Below are 20,214 nucleotides of genomic sequence, written 5' to 3' on the forward strand. Positions count from 1 at the left end.
CTGGCGGTGGGTGCGGGTGGTGCGGTACGGATTCTCGTGGAACTGAATCCCACGATCAATAGTACTCAGTCTCATGTGCGGTGATCGGAATGTCCGCGTGCGCACCGCCCGTCCGCGCTGCTAGCTTCTCGAGCATGGAACTGGTCCGGTTCTCGGCACCCGCACACCTCGACGATGCGGTGCCGGGGTCGGACTTCCCCGACCGGTGGCACGCCCTCGTCAGCGGGCTGATCGCCGCGTCGACGGAGGTGAGCGGGCGCGGCGCGTACGTGAACCCGGTGCTGCGTCCCGGTGAACGCGATCGCGCGCGGGCGATCACCTGGACGGGGCTCTCGAGGCCGTTGCTCATGAAGCATCGCGACGATCGCCGTGCCGCCTACGTGGCGGCGGAATCGCGCGACGTGCAGATCGAGTACCTCGAGTGGCATGTCGAGAAGGTCGACGGCAGGATCGCGCGCGTGACCTTCACCACCGAGACGCCGGAGTACTGGATGCTGCTCGCCGAGGTGCACCCTGACGCCGTGCTCGCGCTCTACCGGCGACTCGTCTCGCCGGCCGTCGCGGAGGAAGACCTCTTTCCCGACGGTGGCGGATACGACCCCCGCAACCGGTGGAACACGACCGACGGCATCGTCCACTACGTCATGCCCATCAACTCGATGGGCGACCTGCTCGGCGTCTCGCAGGAGAGCGAGCCGTCACAGCATGCCGTCGACGGCTACGACGCGCTGCCGTACTCGAGGGCGACCGGTGCCGACGCCCGCATCAACTTCGACGTCTGGGCGATGTCGCGGCAGGGGCTGTCGGTCGCCACGGCTGATCCGCCCGGGCTCTACATGATCGGGTGGGACGACTCGGGCTGGACGAAGCCCGACGGCACGCCGGTCGGCGACTACTGGACGATCGGGCGCGGCGCGCGGGGCGCGGCCCTCCGGGTGACGTACGAGGTGCCGCCAGGGGAGGGGTTCCTGGTGGGCGACATCCGCATCGGCGGGCGACCGATCGAGTTCGGCGGCCAGATCGCCGAGCACATCACCATGTCGGCGCACGTCGTGAGCAGGGCGGCGGCATGAGCGGCGAGGGAGCACACGCGCTCGCGGGGCTCATGGCGGGCGGCGTCCCGCGGCTTTCGGGCATCGAACTGCCCGCGCCGGAGCCCGGGCCCGTCGCACGCGCGCTCGCGGCGGACGCGTTCGCGGACGGCGAGCCGCAGTTCGATCCGGCGACGACCGCCGACATCCAGGGCAACGTCATCCCCGGGTTCAACAAGGACCACCAGCGGTTCCTGTTCCTGCGGATCGACGACGTCGACGGCGCACGGGCCTGGCTCAGGTGGCTCGCGCCGCGCCTCAGCAGCATGCAAGAGGTGCTCGACTTCCGTCGCGAGTTCCGGCGGGAGCGGCTGCGGACGGGCGCCACCGAGCCCACGACACCGGCCACCTGGGTCGCCTTCGCACTCTCGGGCCCGGCCGTCGCGAAGCTCCTGGGCGACGAGGCGCTGGACGCGATGAGCGACGAGGCGTTCCGGCAGGGGCTGGCCGCGCGCTCGACGTACCTCGGTGACCCGGCCGACGCCACGAGGTCCGGCCATCGGGCCCACTGGCGGGTCGGAGGCGAGGGATCTGAGGCCGACCTCCTCGTCACGGTCGCGGCCGACTCCGCCGCGGATGCCGACTCCGCAGCATCCGTGATCCTTGCAGAGGGCGCGCGGAACGGGGTATCGGCGCTCTTCGCTCAGGCGGGCGAGAACCTGCCGGGCAACCTCGGCGGCCACGAGCACTTCGGATTCAAGGACGGCGTCTCGCAGCCCGGTGTGCGGGGCGCGACGGCCGACGGCGAACTGCTCGCCCCTCGTTACCTCGACGCACGCGACCCGCACGCGCGCCTCTTCGGGAAGGCGGGTCAGCCGCTCGTCTGGCCCGGTCAGTTCGTGCTCGGGATGCCGCGGCAGCACCCCGCCGATCCGCTCGTGCCCGCGGCCGACGATGGGGTCTTCCCCGACTGGGCGCGCCTCGGCTCGTACCTCGTCTGCCGCCGCCTCGCGCAGGACGTGCCCGCCTTCTGGGACTTCGCAGCCGCCGCGAGCGCGGAGTACGGCACCGATCCGGTTCATTTCGCCTCGTTGATGGTCGGCCGCTGGCCGAGCGGTGCGCCGGTCTCTCGCAGCCCGGAGAGAGACGACACCGACCTCGCCGGCGACGAGTTCGCGCACAACCACTTCCAGTTCGACGACGACACCAAGGCGTGGACGCCGGTTCGCAGTCTCCTCGAGGGCGGCTACCGCGGTGACGAGCACCCGAAGGCGAGGGCCGATGTGTTCGGCGACGTGTGCCCGATGGCGGGGCACATCCGCAAGGTGAACCCGCGCGACAGCGGCACCGACTTCGGTGCCCCCGCCGACACGATGCTGCGGCTGATGCTGCGGCGCGGCATCCCGTACGGACCCGTGCTCGCGGGCGTCGCCGATCCGTCACCGGAGCTGGTCGCCGCCGAGCGCGGGCTCATGTTCGTCGCATACATGGCGTCGATCGAGGACCAGTTCGAGTTCGTCACCCGGCGGTGGGCGAACTCCGCCCTCCAGCCCAACGCCGGCGGGCACGACCCGGTCATCGGCCAGGCGGACGTCCACGGCGATCGCGGCCGCTCGTTCGACGTGCGCACACCGTCGGGCGAGGCGAAGAGGTTCGTCCTCGACCGCGAGTGGGTGATGCCGACCGGCGGCGGCTACTTCTTCGCTCCGGCCATCTCGGCAGTGGGAGGGCATCTCGCCCGGGGCGCGGAGGGGTGAGGGCCGGTCCGCTCACCCGGATGATGAGCAGGCGTTCCTCGAGGCGGCGACGCCGCAGCGACGACCCGCTGCCCTAGCCCGCCTGCTCGTCGAATTCGCGTCGCAGGTACTTCGGAGCCTGCACGCGCCATGCCTCGGTGACGAGCTCGCTGAGGTGGTCCTCGTCGATGCCGGCCATGCGGAACGCGATCTTCGGCTCGCCCCACGGTGTCGTCGTGCGCAGGAACACGTCGGGTTCCATCTCGACGAGGGCGACGGCGTCGATCGGGTCGGCGACTTTGACCCCGACGACGAGCTCGGACGCGATGATGGCCCGCATGTCGTCGGGGATGCTGGGCCAGGGATGGCACTCCCAGGCGTAGAGCTTGTTGCGCACGAACCAGGCGGCGCCGCCCGTCATCGCGCGCTCCTCGCTCCCGGGGAGCCCGGCCGCGGTGCCGCGCAGATCATCGAGGGTGGCCACGCTCCGAGCCTACGGCGCACCTCCGACGCTCCCGTGGGCCCTGCACCGTTCCGTCAGAACGTGATCAGCTGGCGCAGCTCACCGCCCGCGGCGAGCCGGTCCATGGCCGCGTCGAGGTCGTCGAGGCCGATGTGGGACGAGACGAGCCGCTCGAGCGGGAGGCGTCCCGCCCGCCACAGCTCGACGTAGCGGGGGATGTCCCGGCTCGGCACAGCCGAGCCGAGGTAGCTGCCGACGACGGTCCGCGCTTCGGCGGTCAGCAGCAGCGGAGACACGCTCGCGCGCGCGTCGGGCGGCGGCAGCCCCACCGTGACCGTGGTGCCGCCTGGCGCGGTCAGGGCGAGGGCGGTCTCGAACGCGCGCGCGGCGCCGGCCGCCTCCACGACGACGGGGGCACGGATGCCGCGGTCCACGGCTTCCGCGGGGGTCAGCGCCTCCCTCGCCCCGCTCTCCAGCGCGGCGGCGAGCTTCGAGGGCACCATGTCGACCCCGATGGCCTCGTGCCCGAGTGCGACGGCGACGAGGAGCGCCGCCATGCCGACACCGCCGAGCCCGACCACGACGACGCGGTCGCCTGGTGCGGGGCGACCGGCGTTGACCACCGCGCCGCCGCCGGTGAGCACGGCGCACCCGAGCAGTGCGGCGATCTCGGCCGGCACGTCGGGGTCGACGCGCACGACCGATGCGCGACTCACGACGGCGTGGGTGGCGAAGGCCGAGACGCCGAGGTGGTGATGCACGTCCTGCCGCCCGCCGCCGCGGCCGCGATGGAGACGGATGCCGCCACCGAGCAGCGTGCCCGCGGCATTGGCCGCCGAGCCCGGCGTGCACGGCAGGCGCCCGTCGGTGAGGCATCCGTCGCACTCGCCGCAGCGGGGAAGGAACGTCATGACCACGCGATCGCCCACGGCGAGATCGCCGGCATCGTCACCCAGCAGCTCGACGATGCCCGCGGCCTCGTGGCCCAGCAGCATCGGAACGGGTCGCACGCGGTTGCCGTCGACGACACTGAGGTCGGAGTGGCACACGCCCGCGGCTTCGATCCTCACGAGCAGCTCGCCGGGGCCGGGTGGGTCCAGCTCGAGCTCGCCCACCGTGAACGGGTGCGTCTGTGCGAACGGCGGCTCGGCGCCCGAGACTTCGAGCACTGCTCCGGTGATCCTCATGCGACCTCCTCGTCGTGCGACCGTACCTCGAACGGAGGACGCGCGCCCCCATCCGGGTGGCGCGCGTTCTCTGCGTCGGTGTCAGGCCTGCGCGGCACGGCGGCGGAGCCGTGCGCGGCGGACCCACTTCTCGAGCTCGATCAGCACCGGCACGAGCAGGGCAAGGCCGAGAGCGGTGAGCCACTCGTCCCCCGAGAGGCTGATCGTGCCGACGAGGCGCTGCATGAACGGCACCTCGACCGCGACGACCGTGAGGGCCAGCGGGATCGACAGCCACTTCACCGCGTCGATGATGGGCGCGGCCAGGCCCGACTCGGGGTCGCGCCGCATGACCAGTCCGCCGAAGATCGAGCCGAGCGCGCAGACCACGAAGGCCATCGTGACCGGGATGTTCGGCTCGGTCGAGCTGAGCAGGTCGGGGTAGATCAGCAGCGGCACGAGCGTGGTGATGAAGATCAGGCTGCCGTAGATGAACCACAGCGTGACGGCGCCGGCGTTCGCGATCGTCTTCTTGGGGTCGCGCGGCGGCTTCAGCATGATGCCGTCGGGAACCGGGTCGAGAAGGATCACGATGACCGGGAAGATCGCGACGAAGAAGTTCAGGAACAGCACCATGATCGGCGTGAGCGGCACGCCGTTGTTGATCCCGAAGATGCTCGCGACGAGGAACAGCAGCACCAGCGAGAACAGCTGCGACATCTGGAACCGGACGTAGCTGACGATCTTCTCGTAGATCCCGCGTCCGAGCCGGACCGCGGTGACGAGGGTGCCGAAGTTGTCGTCGACGAGGATCATCTTCCCCGCCTGCTTGGTCACGTCGCTGCCGGAGCCCATCGCCACGCCGATGTCGGCCTGCTTGAGCGCCGCCGCGTCGTTGACGGCGTCACCCGTCATCGCGACGACGGCACCCTGCTCCTGCATGAGGCGGGCGAGACGCAGCTTGTCCTCGGGGGTGACGCGTCCGAACATGTGCAGCCGCGGCAGCGCCGCCTTCAGCTCGTCGTCGCTCATCGCCTGGATGTCGGCCCCGCTGGCCGAGCCTTCGCCCAGGCCGAGCTTGGCGCCGATGGCCGCGGCCGTGATCGCGTGGTCCCCGGTGATCATGCGGACCTCGATGCCCGCCTCGCGGGCGATGCGCACCGCCTCCTTCGAGGAGGGACGCAGCGGGTCGATGATGCCCACGAGGCCAACGAACGTGAGGTCGGAGACGGCCGCCATGGGGTCGTCCGCCACGGGGGCGTCGGGCGCGAAGCGGCGGAAGGCGAATGCGAGCACGCGCAGACCCTGCTCCGACAGCGTGCGGTTGGCCTCGAGGATCTCCTCGCGCCGGTCGGCGATCGGCACGACGCCCTCCATCGTCGCGACCGAGCTGCAGCGGTCGAGCACCACATCGGGCCCGCCCTTGACGTACCCCACCAGCGTCTCGACCCCGTCGACCGGGATCCGGTGGAACGTGCCCATGAACTTGTACGCCGAGTCGAACGGGACTTCGGCGACGCGAGGGAACTGCGCGCGCGTGAGCTCGGCGTCCGCACCCAGCTTGGCGGCGAGCACGACGAGCGCGGCCTCCGTCGGATCTCCGATGACCGCGCCGTCGTCCGACACGGTGGCGTCGCTGCACAGCGTCAGCCCGAGCGCCAGCTGCGTGAACTGCGGCACCGGGAGCCCGGCCGTGTGGCGCACCTCCCCGGTCTTCTCGTAGCCGCTGCCGGCGACGGTGAACCAGTCGCCGCGGTAGTACAGCGACTCGACCGTCATCTCGTTCATCGTGAGCGTGCCGGTCTTGTCGGAGTTGATCGCGCTGGTCGCGCCGAGCGTCTCTACATCCGTGAGGTTCTTGACGACCGCCTTGTGCTCGGCGAGCTGGCGGGAGCCGTACGAGAGCATCGCCTGCACGAACGAGGGCATGCCGGTCGGGATGGCCGAGATCGCCATCGATATGCCGAGCAGGATCACCGACGTGATCTCCTGGCCGCGCAGCAGCCCGGTGATGATGATGATCGCGACCGCGCCCCACGCGATCCAGCCGAGCACGCCGGTGAGCGAGTCGAGCTCGCGCTGCAGGGGGGACTTGGCCGGCTTGACCGCCGAGAGCATCGACGCGATCTGGCCCATCTGCGTCTGCATGCCGGTGCCCGTGATGACCACGGCGGCGGTGCCGCGCGTCACCTGGGTGTTCTGGAACACCATGTCGGTGCGGTCGCCGAGTGTCGTCTCGGGATCGCTCAGCGTGCCGGCATCCTTCGGGATCGGCGCGCTCTCGCCCGTGAGCGCCGCCTCCTGCGTCTCGAGGGTCGCCGACCGGATGATGCGCCCGTCGGCGGGCACGAGATCGCCGGCTTCGAGGGTGACGATGTCGCCCGGCACGAGGGTCGTCGCGTCGACCTGCACGAGCGTGCCGTCGCGGACCACCTTCGCCTGCGGGATCTGCATCTTCGAGAGGGCGTCGACGGATGCCTTCGCCTTGAGCTCCTGCCGCGTGCCCAGGACGATGTTCAGCACGACGAGGGCGCCGACGAGGATGCCGACGCTCACCTGGTTGATGAACAGACTGATGATCGCGACCGCGACCAGCATCACGTTCATCGGATCGGCGAGCTGCTGCAGCGCGACCTGCCACGTCGACGGCGGCTTCTCGGCGGCGATCGCATTGGGGCCGTGCTCGGCGAGCCGCTGGGCGGCGTCGGCGGCTGTCAGGCCCCGCTCGCGATCGCTGCGCAGCGCGGCGATGACGGCATCGGGATCCTGCGTGTACCACGCAGCATCGGGGGGCGTATCGGCTGTGGTGTCGACGGCGCTCATGGCTCGAACATACAGCCGCGCCGCGGGCCCGCGACACGAAAAGCCTGCGGCGCGCCGCCGGGGTCAGCCGTCGAGCTGTTCGCACAGTCGGCGGGCCAGTTCGGCCGTCGGCATCGCGCGCGGGAACACCGCGACCACGACCTGATCCGCCGCGGATTCGCCCTCCCCGTCGGGAAGGACGCCGAACCGGCGGCGGGCCTCGTCGAGGGCCGTGCGCAGCACCGACACCGGCACCTTCTTCGGGCCGCGGATGAGACGCCGCAGCACGTGGTTGTGCACGGCGGTGACGAGGGCGGAGAAGCCGACTGCGTCCAGCGGATCGAGACCGGGAAGCGAGGCGCGCAGATACTCGTCGAACAGGCGCTCGTAGCGGAACACGGTCACGATCTCGCGATCGCGCAGCGCCGGCACCCCCCGCACGACCGCGTACCGCCGGCGGGCGAGCTCGGGATCGGCGGCGAAGTGCGCGTAGACGAAGAGGGATGCCTCGCACACGGCGGCCCACGGGTCGCTGTGAGGCTGCGCCAGGAACTCGCGCAGGCGCTCGAGGAGCAGCTCGTGGTCGGTGAACACCACGTCGTCCTTGCCGCCGAACTGCCGGAAGAACGTGGAACGCGACACCCCGGCCGCCTGCGCGATCTGCTCCACCGAGGTCTGGTCGAACCCGTGCTCGGCGAAGAGCTCGAGCGCGGCGGCGACCACGGCCGCGCGGGAGGCGGCCTGAGCGGCGGAGGCGGCAGCGGTGTCGGACATCTCGGAGAGAGCCTAATGCGCGCACCGCCGTGAGCGCGGCATGCCGGCGCACGCCACGCCCGCTGGGGGTCCCGTGGTGTCAACGGGGTCGACACACCGCATGCGGAGGTCTTCTATAGGTCCATGACGCCGATCTGGAAGAGACAAGCCGAGAGCGTCACGGGCACGCCGTTCCAATCCGCGCGGCGTCGCGATGTCGTGGTCGTGGGCGCGGGGCTCACGGGCCTGTCGACGGCACTGCTGCTGACACGCCAGGGGATGGACGTCGCCGTCGTCGACGCCGCCGAGGTGGGCGCGCTCGCGTCGGGAGCCAACACCGGCAAGCTGTCGCTGCTGCAGGGGTCCGTGCTGTCCGCTCTGCGCCGCCACCACCCCGCGCACCTCGTCCGTGCCTACGTCGAGTCGAACCTCGACGGCGCGCACTGGCTCACCGGGATCGCCGACGAGCTCGGCGTTCCGTATTCCCGGCGTGCGGCCTACTCCTATGCGCAGACGCCGCAGGGCGTCGAGGTCATCGAGGCGGAGCTGCGGGCGGCGGTCGAGGCCGGGCTTCCGGTGCGGCGGGTGGAACCCGATCAGCTCGCGCAGTCCCCGTTCGACATGGTCGACGCCGTCGCGCTCGACCGCCAGGTCGCGATCGACCCGCAGCGCCTGCTCGTGGCGCTCGCCCGGGCACTGCTCAGCGAGGGCGGGACGCTGCACACCGGCGTGCGCGTCACGCGCGTGCACACCGTGCCGTGGGCCGGCGTCGAGACGACGCGGGGCTTCATCGCCGCGAACCACGTCGTTCTCGCGACCGCGACCCCGATCATCGACCGCGGGCTCTACTTCGCCAAGGTGCGCGGGCTGCGCTCGTCGTGCGTCGCGTTCGCGACCGACGGACCCCTCCCCGAGGGGCTGTACATCTCGGTCGACGGCGAGACGAAGTCGGTGCGGTCGATCACGCCCGAAGACGGTCCGGCCGACGCCGCCCAGCTCATCGTCGGCGGCAACGGCTTCCCGGTCGGCCGCGCGTCCTCTCCGCTCGCGGCCGTGAACGGGCTCGTGTCGTGGACGCAGCACCACTTCCCGGGTGCCGAGCCGGTGGCTTCCTGGTCGGCTCAGGATTACGAATCGCACGACCTCATCCCCTTCGTGGGCGCGATGCCGCGCGGGCTCGGCCGCATCCGGTTCGCCACCGGGTACGCGAAGTGGGGACTCTCCAACGCGCCCGCCGCGGCGCTGCGGCTGACGGCGGAGATCTGCCGCGTGCCGCGACGCGAGCGCCCCGATTGGATGAACGTCATCTCGACGCGCTTCACGGTTCCCGCCGACCTCGCGCGCGGCGGCGTGGAGAACCTGCGGGTCGGGTGGGAGGCGGCGTCGGGGTGGATCGGCGCCCAGGCGGTGCCGACGCCGGTGCGGCGCCCTGCCGAGGGCGAAGGCGTCGTGGCCAGTCGCGCCGGACAGCCCGTGGGCATCTCGACGGTCGACGGGCGCACCTGCGCGGTGAGCGCGATCTGCACGCACCTCGGCGGCGTGCTGCGGTGGAACGACGCCGACCTCACGTGGGACTGCCCGCTGCACGCGTCGCGATTCACGGCGGACGGATGCCGCATCGAAGGGCCCGCGCTCCGTGACCTGTCCCGCCTGCCGCGCGTGCCGGGCGAGGAACTCGACGACGACCCCGGCGCGTCGCTGCGGTCAGAACCGGACGACGACCGGTAGTAGGCTGGGGGACTGGTCGATATCTCGACGTCGAGACGCTTTTGAGCGTCGTCCCCACCCCCATTCGCCACCTGCGAAGGAAATCACTGTGGATCTGTACGAGTACCAGGCACGAGACCTTTTCGAGAAGTACGAGGTGCCGGTGCTCGCCGGCATCGTCGCGGACACGCCGGAGGAGGTGCGTGCCGCAGCCGAGAAGATCGGCGGTGTCGTCGTCGTCAAGGCCCAGGTCAAGACCGGCGGTCGCGGCAAGGCCGGCGGCGTGAAGGTCGCGAAGACCCCCGATGAGGCCTACGAGGCCGCGAAGGCCATCCTCGGCCTCGACATCAAGGGCCACGTCGTCAAGCGCGTCATGGTCGCGCAGGGTGCCCGCATCGACAAGGAGTACTACTTCTCCGTGCTGCTGGACCGCGCCAACCGCTCGTACCTGTCGCTCGCGAGCGTCGAGGGCGGCATGGAGATCGAGGAGCTCGCGGTCGAGCGCCCCGAGGCGCTCGCGCGCATCGACGTCAACCCGGGATCGGGCATCGACAAGGCGAAGGCCGTCGAGATCGCCGAGGCCGCCGGCTTCTCCGCCGACCTGGTCGACAAGGTGAGCGACGTCTTCGTCAAGCTCTACAACGTCTACAAGGGTGAGGACGCGACGCTCGTCGAGGTCAACCCGCTCGTGCTCACCGACGAGGGCGACATCATCGCCCTCGACGGCAAGGTCTCGCTCGACGAGAACGCCGACTTCCGTCACGCCGGGCACGCGCTGCTCGAAGACAAGGACGCCGCCGACCCGCTCGAGGCGAAGGCCAAGGCCAACGACCTCAACTACGTCAAGCTCGACGGCGAGGTCGGCGTGATCGGCAACGGCGCGGGGCTCGTGATGTCCACGCTCGACGTCGTCGCCTACGCCGGCGAGAACCACGGCGGCGTGAAGCCCGCCAACTTCCTCGACATCGGCGGCGGCGCCTCGGCCGAGGTCATGGCCGCGGGTCTGGACGTGATCCTGGGCGACCCGCAGGTGAAGTCCGTGTTCGTCAACGTGTTCGGCGGCATCACCGCGTGCGACGCGGTCGCCAAGGGCATCGTCGGCGCGCTCGCCGAGCTCGGTTCGTCCGCCTCGAAGCCGCTGGTCGTGCGCCTGGACGGCAACAAGGTCGAGGAGGGCCGCGCGATCCTGCGCGACGCCAACCACCCGCTCGTGACCCTGGCCGAGACGATGGACGAGGGCGCCGACAAGGCCGCCGAGCTCGCCAACGCCTGAACCGCAGACATCTGACAGAGGAACCGAACAACAATGTCGATCTTTCTTGACAAGGACTCCAAGGTCATCGTCCAGGGCATCACCGGCGGCGAGGGCACCAAGCACACCGCGCTCATGCTCAAGGCCGGTACCCAGGTCGTCGGCGGCGTGAACGCCCGCAAGGCCGGCACCACGGTGCTGCACACCGATGCCGACGGAAACCCCGTCGAGCTCCCCGTCTTCACCTCGGTGCAGGAGGCCATCGACGCCACCGGAGCCGACGTCTCGATCGCCTTCGTGCCGCCCGCGTTCACCAAGAGCGCCATGGTCGAGGCCATCGATGCCGAGATCCCGCTCCTCGTCGTGATCACCGAGGGCGTGCCCGTCGGCGACACCGCCGAGGCATGGGCGTACGCGCAGTCGAAGGGGAACAAGACCCGCATCATCGGCCCGAACTGCCCCGGCATCATCACACCCGGCGAGTCGCTGGTCGGCATCACGCCCGCCAACATCACCGGCAAGGGCCCGATCGGCCTCGTGTCGAAGTCGGGCACCCTGACCTACCAGATGATGTACGAGCTGCGCGAGATCGGCTTCTCGACGGCCATCGGCATCGGCGGCGACCCGATCATCGGCACCACGCACATCGACGCGCTCGCCGCGTTCGAGGCCGACCCCGAGACGAAGGCGATCGTCATGATCGGCGAGATCGGCGGCGACGCCGAGGAGCGCGCGGCCGAATTCATCAAGGCCAACGTGACCAAGCCGGTCGTCGGCTACGTCGCGGGCTTCACCGCTCCCGAGGGCAAGACCATGGGCCACGCCGGCGCCATCGTGTCGGGCTCGGCGGGCACCGCGCAGGCGAAGAAGGAGGCCCTCGAGGCCGCCGGCGTCAAGGTCGGCAAGACGCCGTCCGAGACCGCCGCCCTCATGCGCGAGATCATCGAGAGCCTGTAAGGCCTTCACCAAGGGACGGATGCTGCAGCCAAGAGCCGCAGCATCCGTCCCTTGTCGTTTCAGTCGGTGACGGAACCGCCGAATCGGGCGACCTGACCTGCGCGGTCGGCGTCTTCGCTGGCGAGGACGCCGCCGTTCGCGACGAAGTCGGCGGCGACCTCCTCGAACATGATGCGCACGTCCTGCCGGCGGGCGCCGAGCGCCTCGACGGCGGCATCGGTCACCAGTTCGGCGAAGCGGCGTCGCTGGTCGACGGTGCGTCCGGGAAGGAGTTCGACTCTGAGGTTGGGCATGACTCGACCATAGGGCTCGCGCGACCCGACCTGTATCGCCGCGGCTTTACGCTGGTGGGATGCCGCTGACCGGAGAGTACATACCGTCCACGTCCGATTGGGCCCGCACGCAGGCAGAGGTGTTCGAAGCGTCGAACGGCGAGAAGGCGAACACCCTGCGCGGCGTGCCGATCATCGTGCTGACCACGGTCGGCGCCAAGTCCGGGGCCCTGCGCAAGACCGCGCTCATGCGCGTCGAGCACGACGGGCGCTACGCCGTCGTCGCGTCCAAGGGCGGCGCACCCGACGAGCCCAAGTGGGCCGAGAACATGCGCCGGCAGCCCCACGTCGAGCTGCAGGACGGCGACGTGAGGCGCGACTACACGGCGCGCGAGCTCCAGGGCGACGAGCGCGTCGAATGGTGGGCGCGGGCCGCGGCGGTCTGGCCCGACTACGACGAGTACCAGAAGAAGACCGAGCGGCAGATCGCGATCTTCGTGCTCGAGCCGCACGAGCGCTGATCTGTCGAGACCGAGGCGTTCCCCACCGCGGCCGGGGCCCGCTCCCACCGGTGCGTGGGATACTTCCGCGGTGACCGACATCGAACTCGCCCGCATCGCCGGCGGGACGGTCACCCTGCACGACGCCCGCCGAAAGGCACGCTGGAGCGTCGAGCTCGAGCCCTACGAGATCGGCGTGTACGCCGTCACGCAGGCGCAGCTGGCCGAACTGCTCGGCGAGCCGGCGTCGCACCCGCGCCGCCCCGCGACCGACGTCAGCTGGCTGCGGGCGATCCGATTCTGCAACGCGGCGTCGGAGTGGGAGGGGCTCGACCCGGCGTACTCGTTCGACGGCGAGGACGTCACCTGGCACGTCGACGCCGACGGCTTCCGCCTTCCCACCGAGGCCGAGTGGGAGCACGCCTGCCGCGCCGGCTCCACGGGCCCGCACTACGGACTCCTGGCCGAGGTCGCCTGGACGAGCGGCGACGGCGTGAGCGCTCCGCAGAACGTCGGCGGCAAGCTCCCCAACCTCAACGGGCTGTTCGACACCCTCGGCAACGTGTGGGAGTGGACCTGGGACCTGCTCGACCCGGCCCGCTACGCCGACTACCGGGTGTTCCGGGGCGGCGGGTTCGCCGACGACGCGTGGAGCGTGCGCGCGTCGACCCGCCGCGGCGGCGCCCCGCGCATGCACCACGACGACGTCGGCTTCCGGGTCGCGCGCGGCGGCTTCGACGGCGCAGATGCCGCACAGGGCTGGTCGGCCCGCGCCGACGCCGCGCGCGCCGCCGACGACGGTCCGACACCTCCCGGCTGGACCCCGCTGCGCTGATCCCCGGTGCCCCACCCCGGAGTGTCCACCGGGATTTGGGGCGTCATTCCTCCGTTGGGGCGCACTTCCTGCGCCCCAACGGAGAGAACGCGCCCCGAACCCGGCAAGAGACCGGGCCCCGACGAACGACGGAGGGGACGGATGCCGCGGGCCGCGGCATCCGTCCCCTCCCGGTGAACGTCAGCCGAGCAGCGTCTCGAGGGGTCCGCGGGCGAAGTAGAGCACGAAGCCGGCGGCGACGATCCACAGCAGCGGGCTGATCTCGCGGGCCTTGCCCGACAGCGACCGGACGACGACCCAGGAAATGAAGCCCGCGCCGATGCCGTTCGCGATCGAGTACGTGAGCGGCATGACCGTGACGGCGAGGAACACCGGGAGCAGGATCGAGAAGTCCGAGAAGTCGATGAAGCGGATCTGCGACATCATCAGCGCGCCGACGATGACCAGGGCCGATGCCGCGACCTCGGTGGGCACGATCGACACGAGCGGCGTGAAGAACATGGCGACGAGGAAGAGGCCGCCGGTCACGACGTTCGCGAGGCCCGTGCGAGCGCCCTCGCCGATGCCCGCGCCCGACTCGATGAACACCGTGTTCGAGGAGCTCGACGTGAAACCACCCGCGACGGCGCCGACACCCTCGACGATGAGCGCCGACTTGATGCGCGGGAAGTCGCCCTTCTCGTTCGCGAGGCCGGCCTCCTTGGACAGACCGGTCATGGTGCCCATGGCGTCGAAGAAGTTCGTGAAGACGAGCGTGAAGACGAGCATCAGCGCCGCGAGCACGCCGATGCGCTCGAACGAGCCGAACGACACCTGGCCGACGAGCGACAGGTCGGGCACGCTCACGAGCGACGACGGGAGCTCGGGGACCGACAGGCCCCATCCGCCGGGGTTGACGTCGTCGCCGGAGAACTTCGGGCCGATGTTCCAGATCGCCTCGACGATCACCGCGACGACGGTTCCGGTCACGAGGCCGATGAGGATGCCGCCCTTGACCTTGCGGGCGACCAGGATGCCGGTCAGCAGCAGGGTGAAGACGAAGATCAGCGTCGGCACCGTCGCGACGGAGCCGTTGACGCCCAGACCCACCGGGGGAGAGGACGCGCCGGTCGCGGTGACGAAGCCGGCGTCGACGAAGCCGATGAACGCGATGAAGAGGCCGATGCCCACCGTGATGGCGAGCTTCAGCTGGATCGGCACGGCGTCGAAGATCATGCGCCGCAGGCCCGTCGCCGCGAGGAGCACGATGATCAGGCCGTTGATGACGACGAGCCCCATCGCCTCGGGCCACGTCACCTGCCCGACGACCGAGACGGCGAGGAACGAGTTGATGCCCAGGCCCGCCGCGAACGCGAAGGGCAGGCGGGTCACCAGACCGAACAGCACCGTCATCACACCGGCGGTGAGCGCGGTGGTCGCGGCGACCTGCGTGAAACCGAGGGTGTCGCCGGCGACGTCCGTGCCGCTGGACAGGATGATCGGGTTCAGGATGACGATGTACGCCATCGTGACGAACGTGACGACACCGCCGCGGATCTCGGCGGGGATCGTCGATCCGCGCTTGGTGATCTCGAAGAACCTGTCGAAGCCGTTCTTCGGCTCCGGGGTCTCGGCGTTCTCGGTCTCGTCGGGGGCGTTGGGCGCCGTGGACTCGGCTGTGCTCATATGGGGGGACCTCCGAGGTGAAACGTTAGTCGCTCCTGCTGCAACCTGAGGATTCGCTGGACGGATGCCGGGGCCCCGCGCGCGGGTGCCCCGGCCGGGGCGGTGCACCGAAGTAGGGTCGATGGCGCATGCATCGCCTCATCGTCGCCCTTCTCGCCTCCGTCGACGCCGTCATCGCGGCGGCCGTCGGCCTTGCCGTGACCCTTGCTCCGCTCACGCTGCTGTGGGTGTTCGGATTCGGCGGCGGCGCGGACTGGGGCGTGCTGTGGCCGGCGGCGGTGTCGGTGTGGCAGCTCGGCAACCTCGTGCCGCTCAGCATCACGCTGCCGCCCGACTACGTCGCCGCGACGGGGATCGACGCGGGCGCGGCAACGTTCGTCCTCTCGCTCGCCCCGCTGGCCTTCGCCGGGTTCACGGCCATCTTCGCCGCGCGCTCCGGTGCCCGTGCCTCGCACGCCGACGCGTGGCTCACCGGCGTGCTGACCTCGAGCACCGTGTTCGCGCTCGTGACCACCGGCGCCGCGCTGACCGGTGCCAATGACGTCGCGCGGGCCGAGACGTGGCAGGCCGTCCTCGTGCCGACGCTCGTGTTCGCCCTGCCCGCCCTCGTCGCGGCGGTGGTGACGGAGTGGTCCGAGGCAGGCTCCGGCGCGGTCGCGCGCCTGCGCGACCGCGCCGAAGCGGCGCCGCACGGCTGGGGAGAGGTGCCCGCGCTCGTCGCGCGTGGGACGGCCGTCGTCGTGGTCGGGCTCGTCGGCGTCGGCGCCGCGGTGGCCGCCGTCGCCCTGTTCGCCCGCGCGGGTCAGATCGTCGCGCTGTTCCAGGCGGGCGACGTCGACCCCATCGGCGCCACCGTGATCACGCTCGCCCAGCTCGCCTACGTGCCGACGCTCGCGGTGTGGGGGATGAGCTTCGTCGCCGGCCCCGGCTTCGCCGTCGGCACGGGCACGGCGGTCTCGCCCGCCGGAACCCAGGTCGGCGTCATCCCCGGCCTCCCGGCACTCGGCGCCGTCCCCGAATCGACGACGTCGTGGCTGCTGCTGCTCGCTCTGCTTCCGATCGCTCTCGGCGCGCTCGCCGGGTGGATCGCGCGATCGCGGCTTCTGCACGCCCGCGGATCTTTCCGCGAACGGTCCCCACACCCCCTCCACGCGGCGCGGGCGCGCCGCGCGGAGCCTCCGGGTGCGTGGGCCCAGCTGCAGTCCGCGCCCGTGGCCGGACCGGCGTCGTCGCGGTTCGATGCCGGAAAGACCGCGGCCCTCAGCGGACTGCTGTCGGGCGCACCCTCGGACGAGCGCGGCGCCGACGCGCATCTCGACGAGCACGCCGGCGCGGCAGAGGATCCGATCGGGGCGCGGCTCGTCGTGACCGCGGGCATCGCGCTGCTCTCGGGCGGTGCCGCGGCGCTGCTGGCCTGGGCGGCGTCGGGGTCCCTCGGACCGGGGCGACTGGCCGAGTTCGGACCGGATGCCGGGCCCGTCGCGCTGGCGGTCGGCCTCGAAGTTCTGCTCGGCGCGGCGATCCTGCTGCTGTCGCCGCGTTCGGCGGGGGGTGGGAAGCCGGCCGCGCAGGACTCCACACCCGCCGCGGCCGGGGTCGAGCCGGCGACGGCGGACGACGGGCCGCACCCCGAACCTCCGGAGGCTGCGGCCTTCGCCGCGGTCGCGGCGTTCACGGCCCGGCGATCGGGCGCGGTGCCCGCCGAAGACGCCGAGCAGCGGCATCCGTCCCCTCCCGCGCGCGGATCGCGGTCGACGCCGCTGCCGGACGCCGGCGGGGGCGTCGCACCGGAAGCGAGGACCGAGCCGATCGACCTCCCGTGGTCGGCGCCGCCCGGCGCGAGGGATGGTTCCGATTAGACTGGGCCGGTGCTGACGGTCGCTGTTCTCATCTCGGGCACGGGCTCGAACCTGCGCGCTCTGCTCGACGCGGCGGCCGATCCCGAGTTCCCGGCCCGCGTGGTCGTCGTCGGCGCCGACCGCGAGGCCGACGGGTTCGCGCACGCCGAGGAGTACGGCATCCCCACGTTCATGGTGCCGTTCGCGCAGTTCGCGAGCCGCGAGGAGTGGGGCGCCGAGCTCGGCGCCCAGCTCGACGTCTGGCAGCCCGACCTCGTGGTCTTGAGCGGTCTCATGCGCCTGCTGCCGGCGGATCTCGTCGACGCGTGGTCGCCGCGGATCATCAACACCCACCCGGCCTACCTGCCGGAGTTCCCCGGTGCGCACGGCGTGCGCGACGCGCTCGCCGCCGACGTCGCGCAGACCGGGGCCAGCGTCATCATCGTCGACAACGGGGTCGACTCGGGGCCGATCCTCGCCCAGGAGCGCGTGCCCGTGCTCCCCGGCGACGACGAGCACGCCCTGCACGAGCGCATCAAGCCCGTCGAACGCCGCCTCCTGATCGACGTGGTGCGCCGCGTCGCGACCGGTGACCTCGACCTCGCGGCGGTGTCCGCGAGCGCCCAGCTCTGACCCCCACCCCCACCGAGGAGACCCGCATGGCCGGACCGAGCCACGACCCCGCCCTGTACCGCCCCCGCGATGTCGTCCCGGTGCGCCGCGCACTCGTGTCGGTGAGCGACAAGACCGACCTGCTGGCCCTCGGCGAGGCGCTGGCCGCCGCGGGTGTCGAGATCGTGTCGACCGGCGGTTCCGCCACGCTGCTGCGTGAGGCCGGCTACACCGTGACCGATGTGTCGAGCGTGACCGGGTTCCCCGAGTCCCTCGACGGCCGCGTGAAGACCCTGCACCCGAGCGTGCACGCCGGCCTCCTCGCCGACCTCCGCCTCGAGGACCACGAGCGTCAGCTCGACGAGCTCGACATCGCCCCCTTCGAGCTCGTGGTGGTGAACCTGTACCCGTTCGTCGAGACCGTGCGCTCGGGCGCGCAGGGCGACGACGTCGTCGAGCAGATCGACATCGGTGGCCCCGCCATGGTGCGCGCGTCGGCGAAGAACTACGCCAACGTGGCGATCGTCGTCTCGCCGTCGTCGTACCCTGCGGTCATCGACGCCGTCCGCGCCGGCGGCACGACGCTGGTGCAGCGCCGCGAGCTCGCCGCCCGTGCCTTCGCGCACACGGCCGAGTACGATCGCGCCGTCGCGACCTGGTTCACCGAGGGCACGCTCCTCGAAGCGGATCTGCCGGCGCACCTAACGATCAAGGCCGAGCGCCTCGCGACCCTCCGCTACGGCGAGAACTCGCACCAGCGCGCGGCGATCTACACCCGCAACGGCGGTCACGGCATCGCCCAGGCGATCCAGCTCCAGGGCAAGGAGATGTCGTACAACAACTACGTCGACGCCGATGCCGCCCTGCGTGCCGCGTTCGACATGGTCAAGCCCGCCGTCGCGATCATCAAGCACGCGAACCCCTGCGGCATCGCGGTGACGGCGCCCAACGCGCTCGACCCCATCGCGAGCGCGCACCTGCGCGCCCACGAGTGCGACCCCGTGTCGGCGTACGGCGGCGTGATCGCCGCCAACGGCACCGTGACCCTCAAGATGGCCGAGAACCTCAAGGACATCTTCACCGAGGTCATCGTCGCGCCGTCGTTCGAGCCGGCGGCGCTCGAGGTCTTCAAGGCGAAGAAGAACCTGCGACTGCTGCAGCTGCCCGCCGACTGGCAGCAGGAGCGCCTGGACGTGCGCCTGGTCTCGGGCGGTCTGCTGCTGCAGGACGCCGACCGCTTCCCCGACGACATCGAGTCCGTCGCGAAGGACTGGCAGCTGGTCTCGGGCGAGCGTCCGGCCGACGAGGAGATGACCAACCTCATCTTCGCGTGGAAGGCGTGCCGTGCGGTCAAGTCGAACGCGATCGTCCTGGCCAAGAACTCGGCGACGGTCGGCATCGGCATGGGCCAGGTCAACCGCGTCGACTCGTGCCGCCTCGCGGTCGAGCGCGCCGGTGACCGCGCCGCCGGTGCTGTGGCAGCATCCGACGCGTTCTTCCCCTTCGCCGACGGCCCCCAGATCCTGCTCGACGCGGGTATCTCGGCGATCATCCAGCCCGGCGGCTCGGTCCGCGACGACGAGGTCATCGCCGCCGCGAAGGCCGCGAACGTGACGATGTTCTTCACGAACGAGCGCCACTTCTTCCACTGACGCATCTCGCCCGGAGGCGCCGTTCTGCCGATCGACCAGGACATGGGGCTCTTTCCCCATGTCCTGGTCCTCGTCGGAAGGGGCAAGATCGTCCGGATAGGGTCGATGCGGAGCGTTCGCCAGGAGGACCCGTGATTTGGGAGATCGACGACTCGGCGCGTGCCGTCGAGGGGCTCGACGGGCGTGGCCGGCCGATGCCGGAGTACGCCGCGACACTCGGGTTGCGCAGGGCGCCGTTCGGACGGCGCGTGCTCTCCACGTCGATCGAGCTCGGCATCCTGCTGGTGCTCCAGCTCCCGGTCCTCCTCGTCACCCTTCCTGCGCTCCTGAGCGCGACGGCGTCGCCGGACGCCGCGGCGGCGCTCGCGGACACCGGCCGGCTCGGCCTGGTCATCGCGTGCGGGGCGGCATCGGCGGCGCTGACGACCGCGTTCGTCGTGGTGCAGCTCGTGCTGCACGGGCGCAAGGGCGTCACCGTCGGCAAGGCGGCGACCGGGATCCGATCGGTCAACGTCCGCACGCTCGAGCGCCCGGGCTTCTGGCGGGGCGCGGTCCTGCGCTATCTCGTGCTGTACGGCAGCTTCTTCGTGCCGCTGGTGGGTCCGGTGCTCGTCATCGCGTGTTCGCCGCTGTTCGACCCCGAGCGACGGGGCCGCGGCTGGGCAGACCTCGCCGGCGCGACGTGGTTCGTCGACGCGCGTGACGGGCTCAACCCCTACGACGTCAAGCGCATGCGCATCGCCCGCAAGACCGCCGCCACCGACCTCGCGGACGAGCGCAGCGAGCTGCGCTCCCTCGCCACCTCGGCGACGGCCCCCGGCACGGGCGCCTACATTCCGGTCACCCGCAGCAGCGGGGGAGTCGTGGGTGCGCCGCGTACCGACGCGTACGCGGCGACCGCCGAGGCGAGCGGGACGGATGCCGCGTCCCCCGCGTCCGTTTCGGCGCCCGCGCCCGCGCCTGCCGCCGTGGC

At 71.3% G+C, this 20,214-nt stretch carries 17 protein-coding genes; 11 read left to right on the top strand and 6 right to left on the bottom strand.

Translation table 11 applies throughout. The annotated features are described in order from the left end of the window. Nucleotides 1-134 precede the first annotated feature (134 nt). Both AC3A46_RS07010 and AC3A46_RS07015 read left to right on the top strand, forming a co-directional pair. Nucleotides 135-1,073, top strand: coding sequence for a hypothetical protein (locus AC3A46_RS07010; RefSeq protein ID WP_487664483.1), 939 nt, complete (start codon nt 135-137; stop codon nt 1,071-1,073). Further along, nucleotides 1,070-2,788, top strand: a complete 1,719-nt coding sequence (locus AC3A46_RS07015) for a Dyp-type peroxidase (protein ID WP_487664484.1) — start codon at nt 1,070-1,072, stop codon at nt 2,786-2,788. Before AC3A46_RS07010 ends, AC3A46_RS07015 begins: the two co-directional genes overlap by 4 nt. A gap of 73 nt (nt 2,789-2,861) precedes the next feature. Here AC3A46_RS07015 and AC3A46_RS07020 read toward each other — a convergent pair whose 3' ends face one another. From AC3A46_RS07020 to AC3A46_RS07035, 4 genes are all read right to left on the bottom strand, one after another. Further along, nucleotides 2,862-3,251 (bottom strand): MmcQ/YjbR family DNA-binding protein, encoded by a 390-nt coding sequence (locus AC3A46_RS07020; RefSeq protein WP_487664485.1) that lies wholly within the window; start codon nt 3,249-3,251, stop codon nt 2,862-2,864. A 53-nt stretch (nt 3,252-3,304) separates the two neighbouring features. Then, nucleotides 3,305-4,417, bottom strand: a complete 1,113-nt coding sequence (locus AC3A46_RS07025; protein ID WP_487664486.1) for an alcohol dehydrogenase catalytic domain-containing protein — start codon at nt 4,415-4,417, stop codon at nt 3,305-3,307. A gap of 81 nt (nt 4,418-4,498) precedes the next feature. Then, the gene (locus tag AC3A46_RS07030; RefSeq protein ID WP_487664487.1) at nt 4,499-7,219 is read right to left on the bottom strand and encodes a cation-translocating P-type ATPase; all 2,721 of its coding nucleotides are present in this window, start codon (nt 7,217-7,219) and stop codon (nt 4,499-4,501) included. A 63-nt stretch (nt 7,220-7,282) separates the two neighbouring features. Beyond that, nucleotides 7,283-7,972: a TetR family transcriptional regulator gene (locus AC3A46_RS07035; RefSeq protein ID WP_487664488.1), complete on the bottom strand. Its 690-nt coding sequence runs from the start codon at nt 7,970-7,972 to the stop codon at nt 7,283-7,285. A gap of 123 nt (nt 7,973-8,095) precedes the next feature. On the opposite strand from AC3A46_RS07035, the gene AC3A46_RS07040 reads away from it, so the two are divergent. The 3 genes from AC3A46_RS07040 to sucD all read left to right on the top strand — a co-directional run bounded on the left by AC3A46_RS07040 (nt 8,096) and on the right by sucD (nt 11,867). After that, nucleotides 8,096-9,679 (top strand): FAD-dependent oxidoreductase, encoded by a 1,584-nt coding sequence (locus AC3A46_RS07040; protein WP_487664489.1) that lies wholly within the window; start codon nt 8,096-8,098, stop codon nt 9,677-9,679. Nucleotides 9,680-9,767: 88 nt separating this feature from the next. Continuing rightward, the gene (gene sucC / locus AC3A46_RS07045) at nt 9,768-10,931 is read left to right on the top strand and encodes an ADP-forming succinate--CoA ligase subunit beta (protein WP_487664490.1); all 1,164 of its coding nucleotides are present in this window, start codon (nt 9,768-9,770) and stop codon (nt 10,929-10,931) included. Between the two features lie 33 nt (nt 10,932-10,964). After that, the gene (gene sucD, locus AC3A46_RS07050; protein WP_487664491.1) at nt 10,965-11,867 is read left to right on the top strand and encodes a succinate--CoA ligase subunit alpha; all 903 of its coding nucleotides are present in this window, start codon (nt 10,965-10,967) and stop codon (nt 11,865-11,867) included. 59 nt (nt 11,868-11,926) lie between these two features. Here the strand turns inward: sucD and AC3A46_RS07055 are convergent, their stop codons facing one another. Continuing rightward, entirely contained in the window at nt 11,927-12,160 is a 234-nt protein-coding gene (locus AC3A46_RS07055; RefSeq protein WP_487664492.1) for a tautomerase family protein, read from the bottom strand. Nucleotides 12,161-12,219: 59 nt separating this feature from the next. Between AC3A46_RS07055 and AC3A46_RS07060 the strand changes: the two genes are divergently transcribed. Beyond that, the gene (locus tag AC3A46_RS07060; protein WP_487664493.1) at nt 12,220-12,660 is read left to right on the top strand and encodes a nitroreductase family deazaflavin-dependent oxidoreductase; all 441 of its coding nucleotides are present in this window, start codon (nt 12,220-12,222) and stop codon (nt 12,658-12,660) included. 70 nt (nt 12,661-12,730) lie between these two features. Further along, on the top strand, nt 12,731-13,474 hold the full coding sequence (locus AC3A46_RS07065; protein WP_487664494.1) for a formylglycine-generating enzyme family protein: 744 nt from the start codon (nt 12,731-12,733) through the stop codon (nt 13,472-13,474). 180 nt (nt 13,475-13,654) lie between these two features. Here AC3A46_RS07065 and AC3A46_RS07070 read toward each other — a convergent pair whose 3' ends face one another. After that, the gene (locus AC3A46_RS07070; protein ID WP_056370835.1) at nt 13,655-15,139 is read right to left on the bottom strand and encodes an NCS2 family permease; all 1,485 of its coding nucleotides are present in this window, start codon (nt 15,137-15,139) and stop codon (nt 13,655-13,657) included. Nucleotides 15,140-15,267: 128 nt separating this feature from the next. Between AC3A46_RS07070 and AC3A46_RS07075 the strand changes: the two genes are divergently transcribed. The 4 genes from AC3A46_RS07075 to AC3A46_RS07090 all read left to right on the top strand — a co-directional run. After that, nucleotides 15,268-16,998: a cell division protein PerM gene (locus AC3A46_RS07075; protein WP_487664495.1), complete on the top strand. Its 1,731-nt coding sequence runs from the start codon at nt 15,268-15,270 to the stop codon at nt 16,996-16,998. A 9-nt stretch (nt 16,999-17,007) separates the two neighbouring features. Further along, entirely contained in the window at nt 17,008-17,610 is a 603-nt protein-coding gene (purN, locus tag AC3A46_RS07080) for a phosphoribosylglycinamide formyltransferase (protein WP_487664496.1), read from the top strand. 26 nt (nt 17,611-17,636) lie between these two features. Further along, a complete protein-coding gene (gene purH, locus AC3A46_RS07085) occupies nt 17,637-19,241 on the top strand; it encodes a bifunctional phosphoribosylaminoimidazolecarboxamide formyltransferase/IMP cyclohydrolase (RefSeq protein ID WP_487664497.1) in 1,605 nt (534 codons plus the stop codon). 131 nt (nt 19,242-19,372) lie between these two features. Beyond that, nucleotides 19,373-20,214: RDD family protein (locus tag AC3A46_RS07090; protein ID WP_487664498.1), on the top strand; the 842-nt coding region annotated here is incomplete at its 3' end.

The sequence above is a fragment of the Microbacterium sp. Soil_C_42 genome, assembly GCF_057656735.1.